Genomic DNA, 1,433 nt, shown 5'->3' on the forward strand with positions numbered 1-1,433 from the left:
TCAGCAGCGGCTTCGGCGGAAGCGGCTTCGGCCTGGTCGTCGTTCGCCGACTCGCGCACCTCGGGCGCCGCCTGCACGCGCTGGATGGCGGGCGCGGTCGGGCTGGCGGTGGCGATCAGCTGGGCCACCTCGACCTGGGCGGCGTCGTCGGCCGCGCGCAGGGCATCGAAGGTGTGTTGCAGCGTGTCCAGGCGGGTGAGCAGCTTCTCGATGTCGGCCCGCTCCGCCCCCTGGGAGCCCAGCAGTTCGATCTCGGACTCCATGCGGTGCGCGCGCTCGCCCAGGCGCATGGCGCCGGCCAGCCGGGCACTGCCCTTGAGCGTGTGCAGCGTGCGCAGCACCGAGGCGCGCGGCGCGGCGTCGTCGGGGTGGTGCGACCACTGGCGCAGCGCCTCACCCAATTGCGGCATCAGTTCGGCGGCCTCTTCCTCGAAGATCGGGAACAGGTCGACGTCGACCGCATCGGCCAGGTCGATGGCGTCTTCGTTGTCGTCCAGTACCACGTCGGCAAAGGCGTCGTTGGCGACGACCTGCTTGGGCAGCAGCGTCTCGAAACGGGCCGCGGCGATTTCGGGCGGCATCGGTGCGGCGGCGATTTCGCGCAGCGCCTGCAGCGTGGCTTCGGACGGATCACGCAGGAAGCCGACGGCGAACTGGTGCAGCAGGCGACGCAGTTCGTCGGCCGCGGCGACCAGCACCACGCCCTGTTCGCGCGTGCCGCTGCCCTGCATCTGCAAATGCTGCAGCGCCGATTCGAGCAGGCGGGCCATGCCCGAGAGGCTGTGGAAGCCGACGGTGGCCGAGCTGCCGGCCAGCGAGTGGGCCAGCGCAATGGTCGAGTCGGGCAGGCGCTCGTGGGTTTCGAGCGCCCATTCGCCGACATCGGTCGCCAGCTGGCGGGACCATTCGTCGGCTTCGTTGAGGTAGACGTTGTACAGCGCGATGCCGATGCGCAGCGGGCCGATCACCTTGACCTGGTCTTCGGCGCTCGGGGCGATGGAAGACTCGGGTTCAGGAGTGGCCTCGGCCAGCACGGGCTCAGGCTCCGACACGGGTTCCGGTTCGGCCACGACGGCGGCTGGCAGCTCTTCGACGACAACGGGGGCCTCGGGGGCGACTTCGATGGCCGCCGACACAGGTTCCGGCTCCGGCTGCAGTTCAACCGGCACTTCCAATGCGGGCAGTTCTTCGGCGGCCTCGATGACTTCGACAGGTGCCACCGTCTCGGCGACAGGCTCCGCAGCCGCCAGCGGCAGCGGCTCCGGCGCCCATTCGAGATCGGGCAGGCCCGACGCGGTCGGCACCGTCGCTTCGATTTCCGGGGCGGGCTCGGGTTCGGCGTGCGACACGGCGGGCTCGGCCGGTGCATGCGTCTTCGGGGGTGCGAGGAAATCGAAATCGTCACCGCTGGGCAGCGCTTCGAGCGGTGCGGG

General features: G+C 70.6%; 1 protein-coding gene. It reads right to left on the reverse strand.

Translation table 11 applies throughout. The annotated features are described in order from the left end of the window. On the reverse strand, nt 1–1,433 hold a 1,433-nt coding region (locus tag FFI97_RS33500; RefSeq protein WP_185993777.1), incomplete at both ends, for an Hpt domain-containing protein.

This window comes from Variovorax sp. KBS0712 (assembly GCF_006323185.2).
Taxonomy (GTDB): domain Bacteria; phylum Pseudomonadota; class Gammaproteobacteria; order Burkholderiales; family Burkholderiaceae_C; genus Variovorax; species Variovorax boronicumulans.